This window comes from Altibacter sp. HG106 (assembly GCF_028561755.1).
Taxonomy (GTDB): domain Bacteria; phylum Bacteroidota; class Bacteroidia; order Flavobacteriales; family Flavobacteriaceae; genus DFVG01.
The window spans coordinates 1-6469 of record NZ_JAQQTD010000013.1 but is presented as its reverse complement, the minus strand read 5'-3'; the positions used below and the strand labels follow the sequence as shown (position 1 = coordinate 6469).

Genomic DNA, 6469 nt, shown 5'->3' with positions numbered 1-6469 from the left:
ATCCCGCTTTTGCCCTGCAAAACGGAGCTTGCCGAATCAGCCGCCCAGCGCCGCCAGAGGGATAGCCAGGACCGTTGGCAACAAGCTAAAAAATCGAAATGCTGAAAGGAAAACGAAAACTGATTTTACTAATTCTTATTGTAATTCTGACTTTTATTTTCGGAATGCGATACGAATTGGATTATCGGATTTTGACTCGCAGAACAGTAAAATATTTGGCGGATTACAAACTCGGATTTTATGGTGGAAAGGACTTTCGCCTTTTTGAAACGGACATTGCTTTTATTCTGACTTTAATACCAATCGGATTTTATTTCACATCTCGAAAGGTAAGTTCTCTGAAAAAAATAATCGGACTGAATCTAATCTATCTGATTTTAATTCCGACTTTTTACTGTCTTTATTGCTTTCTCGAAAGTCAGTTTATAAAAATAACAATAACGAATCCAATAATGAATGACGGAATTTTAAAATATCATCAAAATAATGTGAATTATAGAATGATTTTATTTTTAACAATAATCTCGACTTTTATTAGCGGAATAATAATTAAGAAAATGGCAAACGGAAAAAAGCCAGTTGCCAACAATGTATAAAAATAATGCTAAATTAGGTGCTTAATCAAAGGTTAGTGCAATTTTGTTACGTCTGATTTTCCTGCGGAAAATCCTCGCACACAAAACCGCACTATTCTTATACGAGACCGTTGTGTGTCATGCAAAAACCCACCGCACAAATAGCACATTTGCAATTCGCACAAGCCGACTCACAAGCCAAAATTGCAAAAGAGCTATTTTCTCCCCTCGCTCCATTGACAATTGAATAATTCTTTCTAAATTTGACCTTTTTAAGTCAAGTCTAATTATGGAAAAATGACACTAGGACAAAAAATAAAGGAATTGAGAGAATCAAAAGGCATGTTACAGAGACAACTAGCTGCCAAGCTTGAAATCGGTGACGGTTTTTTAAGCAAAGTCGAACATGACCAAAAAGCTTTAAAACGAGAACATCTCAATTCCATTAGTAAAATCTTCGACTATCCCTTGGAAGAACTCGAATCTTTATGGATTGCAACAAGAATTTATGAATTAGTCAAAGACGAGCAATCTGCACTCAACGCATTGAAAGTTGCAGAAGAACAAATAAAATACGGAAAAGCACATGCCAAAGTATAATAGAAACATTGACGAACTAAAAGAAAATGCGGCTTTGTGGTGGCCAGAAGAATTGAAAAAGAAAAACTCTTTGGCAAATGTTCTTCCACTTCTCTTGAAAACTCAAGATGATTTTTTAAGCATTTTAAATTTGAGTAAAAAAGAACCATTTCAGGTTTTTAAGTTAATTGACGTTGCAAAATTCCCAGGCAATCTATTTTTAAAGCACTTAGTTGTTCTATCTGATTATGGTGGTGAACCAATTCAGCGACTTGGTCGCTCATTCAAAGACATTTTCCCAAAAGATAAAAAGGGAAATTACTTTATGGAGTTCCTTTGGAAAGGAGAAAAATTCAAATACACGTTTGAAGAACTTCCAGTAAAAGGATTAAATAACAAAAAACTTTACATTGACGGAGATAATCTTTCAACTGAAACCGAACTAAACAGTTTAATGAAAGACATGATTGCAATTTTACTTTTTGCATCTACTTCTGATGCGGCAGACCAAGCAGCTTTGGATTCTTGTGAAATAGGAACTTTGCTAGGAAATGAAGAAGAACTTGCAAATTTTGTCAAACAACGATACATAATCGTTAGCCGAATTACAGGTGGTGCTACAGCAAATAGTTTAGGTCAATTAGCTCAATCTGAAATAGTAGAATTTCTGTCAAATGTATTAGACGAAGACTATGAAATAGTAAGAAACGGTTACATCAATCTGAAAGGCTATGACAAGGGTGGCGGAATGCCGTTTGACATAGTTGTGAAACGGAACGATAAAGCCGTAGGAATTGAAGTCAGCTTTCAAGTCACCACAAATAGTACGATTGAAAGAAAATCGGGTCAAGCTGCTGACAGATACAATTTAATGCATAAGGATGGCTACAAAATTGCCTATGTTCTTGACGGAGCGGGTAATTTTCAGCGTTCTTCTGCAATTTCCACAATTTGCCAATTCAGTGATTGTACTGTTGCTTACACCATAAGTGAGTTTAAGGTTCTTGCTGATTGGATTAAATCCGAACTGTCATGATAAAATTTATAGACTTATTTGCAGGTACAGGCGGAATTAGACTTGGATTTGAACAAGCTCTGAAAAAATTCGGAGTAAAATCAGAGTGTGTTTATTCCTCAGAAATAGATAAAAATGCTTGCCAATCATACGAGTTGAATTTTGGTCATAATCCATTTTCAGACATCACCCAAGTCAATGAACTTCCAAAGTTTGATTTCATGCTTGCAGGATTTCCTTGTCAATCATTTTCATACGCAGGAAAACAAAGGGGATTTGGAGATACAAGGGGAACCTTGTTTTTTGACGTAGAGCGACTTCTTAAAAAATACCGCCCAAAAGGATTCCTCCTTGAAAATGTTCGGGGACTAACCACTCATGACAAAGGAAGAACTTTTGAAACCATTATAAATTCACTTCAAGCTCTTGGATATAAAGTAGAGTATCGATTGTTAAATTCAAGTAATTTTAATGTAGCTCAAAACAGAGTTCGGATTTATATACTTGGCATTTTGGAAGATGATTTTGAGATTAAAATCCAATCAGATACAGGAGCAGTTGACTCTCATAACTTTATTCAGAGAAATGGTCAGAGAAGCCTTTTTGATACTGAAAAAGACTTTACCGTAGTTAAGGACATTTTAGAAACCAAGCCAGACAAAAAATATTTCTGTAGTGAGATTTTTAGCAATCAATTAAAGAAAGTAATTGGGAATGACTTATCAAAACTTCACGGCTACAGACTTATCGACACTCGAAATGGAAATTCAATACATTCTTGGGAACTTGGAATAAAGGGAGAATGCACTAATGATGAAATCGAGTTTTTGAATCTGTTAATTGCAAATCGAAGAAAGAAGATATTTGGAACTCATCAAGACGGTAAAGCCTTGACAAAAGAGCAGATTCAAACTTTTTACACCAAAGACAACTTTGAGTTGGTTACAGCCTCATTGATTCAAAAAGGATATCTGAGCAACTATGATGAAAAGTATAATCCAGTTTGCGGGAATATGTCATTTGAAGTATTCAAGTTTTTAGACCCTGAAAGTATTTCGATTACATTAACTGCTTCCGACACAAACAGACTTGGGATTGTTCAAAATGGAAAAGCAAGAAGATTGACACCTAGAGAATGTGCTAGACTTCAAGGTTTTCCTGACACTTATAAGCTTTTGGACAATGACAATGCAGTTTATAAACAAATGGGAAATGCGGTTACAGTACCCGTAATTCAAGCATTGATAACTGACTTGATAGAAAATAATGATTCAATTGTAGATAAAATAGCCAACGCTAAGTCATACACATTGGCAAGTCGCTCAAGCCTAAGCCACGAGCCAAAACTTGCCAAAGAGTATGCCTTTGCCAACGCTGAAGAAAAAGCACGAACACACAACATTGTATAAGAGCAATAGCGGGTGAAGTAGTGAAATCAAGGTCATTGCATTTAATAAACTTTTGTGGTGGCGGACAGGTAATCGCCTTGAAATCCGCTACTGCTCTTATACTTGACCGTTATGCCCAATTAACCAAAAAAAATGAACAGACTAACTCGAATAACAGCAATTCTAATCCAATTACAGTCAAAAAAGATTGTGACTGCGAAAGAAATTGCGGAACGATTTGAAATTAGTTTGAGAACTGTTTACAGAGATATTAAAACACTTCAAGATGCTGGAATTCCAATAGGTTCGGAAAATGGAGTTGGATATTTCATTGTGAACGGTTATTCATTACCCCCAATAATGATAACAGAAGAAGAAGCAAATGCTTTGATAATCTCTGAAAAACTTATTCTAAATCAAGGAGACACTTCATTAATAAAAGATTTCAATTCACTTTTACTTAAAATAAAATCTACCCTTAAAAATTTTGAAAAAGAAAATATTTCAAAACTTGAAAACAGAATTGAACCTTCAACAAAGATTGATAAAAACAAAAGTAATTGGTTATCAAAAATTCAGAAATCCATCACAAACGCAAATGTAATACAAATAGAATACTTTTCAATTTACAAAGAAGAAAGTACTAAACGAAACATTGAACCTTTAGCCATTTATTTTACAGAAAATGCTTGGGTTTTAGTCGCATTTTGTCGTTTAAGAAATGAAGAACGTGAATTTAGATTAGATAGAATTTTAAAACTAACTATAACTTCCGAAACCTTTGAATATCAACAGAGTTTTACACTTAAACAATATTTAGAAAAATTTACTGAAGTATAGTTGACATAGGGTTGTCAGTCATCCGTTTTATTTTTGCATTATGAAAACAAAATTTATAATAGCAATAACGTTCTTAATTATTTGCAGTTGCAATAATTCAGATAAAAAACAAAGAAAGATGACTAAAAAAGCAACAATCGTAGAAATGGTTTTATTCAAAATAAATGATGGAATAAGCCAAGCAAAAGCAGAAAACCAAATGACTGAACTGAATGAATTCATTAGTAAACAACCTGGATTCATTTCCCGAAAAACCTCTGTATCTGAAGACGGACAGTTTTTAGACATTGTGTTTTGGACAGACTTGGAGTCCGCAACAATCGCATCAGAAAAAGCAATGAAAAATCCGAAAACCTTAAAAGCATTTGAAGTAATTGATGAAAAAAGTATGACTTTTAAGCATTTTTCAATCTTTAATGAAATCCAAGAATGAAAGCAATGACAACGGACGAAATTATTCAAGAGGTTCAGAATAATTTCAATGGTCTTGTAAAAAACAAAAATTGGGGAGAAATAGGGCTTTTTTACAATCCTGAAAATAAATTGAGTAAAGGAATTTATCTATTGACATTTAAAGAAAAAGATGGAGCGAACGACAAAGCATCAAACGTAAACAGAGAAGATGTTTATAGGTTAAATTTAGGAATTTCAAAAGAAAGTTTTTATCGATTATTTGGAACTAAACCGAAAAGACCAAAAGCAGGTCAAATAATTAATATGCCTTTTAATTTTACCGAACTGAATAAAATAATGCCTCATCCTGTTTATGGCTGGATGAGTTGGGTTTGTGTTTTAAATCCGACAAGAGAAACTTTTGATAAATTATTTCCGTTAATTGAAGAAGGATATTATTTGGCTCTAAAGAAATACGAAAAGAAAATAAAAGGGCATAACAATGTATAAAAATAATAGCGGTTTTAGTGTTAAATTCAAAGTAAGTATCTTTGTACAAGGTTTAGTGTAAACCCAAAAAGTTAGTGTGTAAAATCCGCTACTATTCTTATACGAGACCGTTGTAATACATTATTGAAAAGCTAAATCAAACTATTAATTTGAAATAAAAGAATCTATGATTAATAAAATTACACTCTTATTTACATTGATAACTTTTTGTACAGTAAATGCACAAATAACATTTGAATGGGAAACTGCTATCGACAACGGAGACAACGTTTCAGAAACTATCGATGGTATAACAGCAACTTTCTCTGGCTTACCTGATATTGATATTGAAGATTGTGGAGGCTGTTTTGGATCTAGTGGAAACTTAGTCGTTTCACAGGGAACTATTGATGGAACATCTGTAACATTTTCATTTAGCGAGCCAGTAATAGTGAATTCAATTTTGGCTATTGACGGTAATGGAACAAATATAGATTATACCTTCATACCTTCAGGTGGAGATAATTCAAATGTTATTGTTTCTTTAAATGCAGGTAGTGCAATAGCAACATTGAATTGGATTGATGTCAACTCATTTACCGTAAACTCTTCAGGTTCTTTGTTTGGTTTCGATAATTTATTAATCAATGATGATTCCTTTTCTTCGACAGATAATTATGTTGATACCATCAAGTTATTTCCTAATCCCGTTCAAGATATTTTGTATTTGGAAGGCATAAATACTCCTACTTCCATTAAAGTCTACAATTCGTTAGGTGAATTATTAATATCAACACGTGAAGAAAAAGTTGATTTTTCAGGAATAAGCAAAGGTGTTTACTTCATTGAGATTTCTACCAATAAAGATGTTCAAATTAGAAAAATTATAAAGCAATAACGTATTACAACAACGGCTATCATGCATCGGGTCATTTTCTAAACCTAAAACACTATCTTTAAAACGAACTAAAAAGGTCATCGGAATATCTTGAACATATTCAGCGGCTCCCAGGTCTAGCTGAATCGCAAGCAGCTAACGCTGCTTCCCACAAACGCTCCGCGTTTTGGTTCTGCCGATTCAGCCGCCTAAGCTCCCGCCGACATGATAGCCCGGACCGTTGTAGAGCATTGAATGAAAATCAACAATCAAGGAATACAAGAATTAGTAAATCTATTTACATTTGATTTAA

7 protein-coding genes are annotated in these 6469 nt (G+C 33.8%); all 7 read left to right on the top strand.

All coding sequences use genetic code 11. The features are described 5' to 3' along the window. Positions 1-872 precede the first annotated feature (872 nt). The 7 genes from PO830_RS14590 to PO830_RS14560 all read left to right on the top strand — a co-directional run bounded on the left by PO830_RS14590 (position 873) and on the right by PO830_RS14560 (position 6177). Entirely contained in the window at positions 873-1175 is a 303-nt protein-coding gene (locus tag PO830_RS14590; RefSeq protein ID WP_272854316.1) for a helix-turn-helix domain-containing protein, read from the top strand. Beyond that, complete coding sequence (locus PO830_RS14585; protein ID WP_272854315.1) at positions 1162-2190, top strand: hypothetical protein; 1029 nt, start codon at positions 1162-1164, stop codon at positions 2188-2190. Before PO830_RS14590 ends, PO830_RS14585 begins: the two co-directional genes overlap by 14 nt. After that, positions 2187-3578, top strand: a complete 1392-nt coding sequence (gene dcm / locus PO830_RS14580) for a DNA (cytosine-5-)-methyltransferase (RefSeq protein WP_272854314.1) — start codon at positions 2187-2189, stop codon at positions 3576-3578. Before PO830_RS14585 ends, dcm begins: the two co-directional genes overlap by 4 nt. Positions 3579-3710: 132 nt before the next feature. Further along, the gene (locus tag PO830_RS14575; RefSeq protein WP_272854313.1) at positions 3711-4397 is read left to right on the top strand and encodes a helix-turn-helix transcriptional regulator; all 687 of its coding nucleotides are present in this window, start codon (positions 3711-3713) and stop codon (positions 4395-4397) included. 118 nt (positions 4398-4515) lie between these two features. Continuing rightward, positions 4516-4830 (top strand): antibiotic biosynthesis monooxygenase family protein, encoded by a 315-nt coding sequence (locus PO830_RS14570; protein WP_272854312.1) that lies wholly within the window; start codon positions 4516-4518, stop codon positions 4828-4830. After that, positions 4827-5300, top strand: a complete 474-nt coding sequence (locus tag PO830_RS14565) for a DUF6194 family protein (protein WP_272854311.1) — start codon at positions 4827-4829, stop codon at positions 5298-5300. Before PO830_RS14570 ends, PO830_RS14565 begins: the two co-directional genes overlap by 4 nt. Before the next feature lie 166 nt (positions 5301-5466). Continuing rightward, a complete protein-coding gene (locus PO830_RS14560) occupies positions 5467-6177 on the top strand; it encodes a T9SS type A sorting domain-containing protein (protein WP_272854310.1) in 711 nt (236 codons plus the stop codon). The last annotated feature ends 292 nt before the right edge of the window (positions 6178-6469 follow it).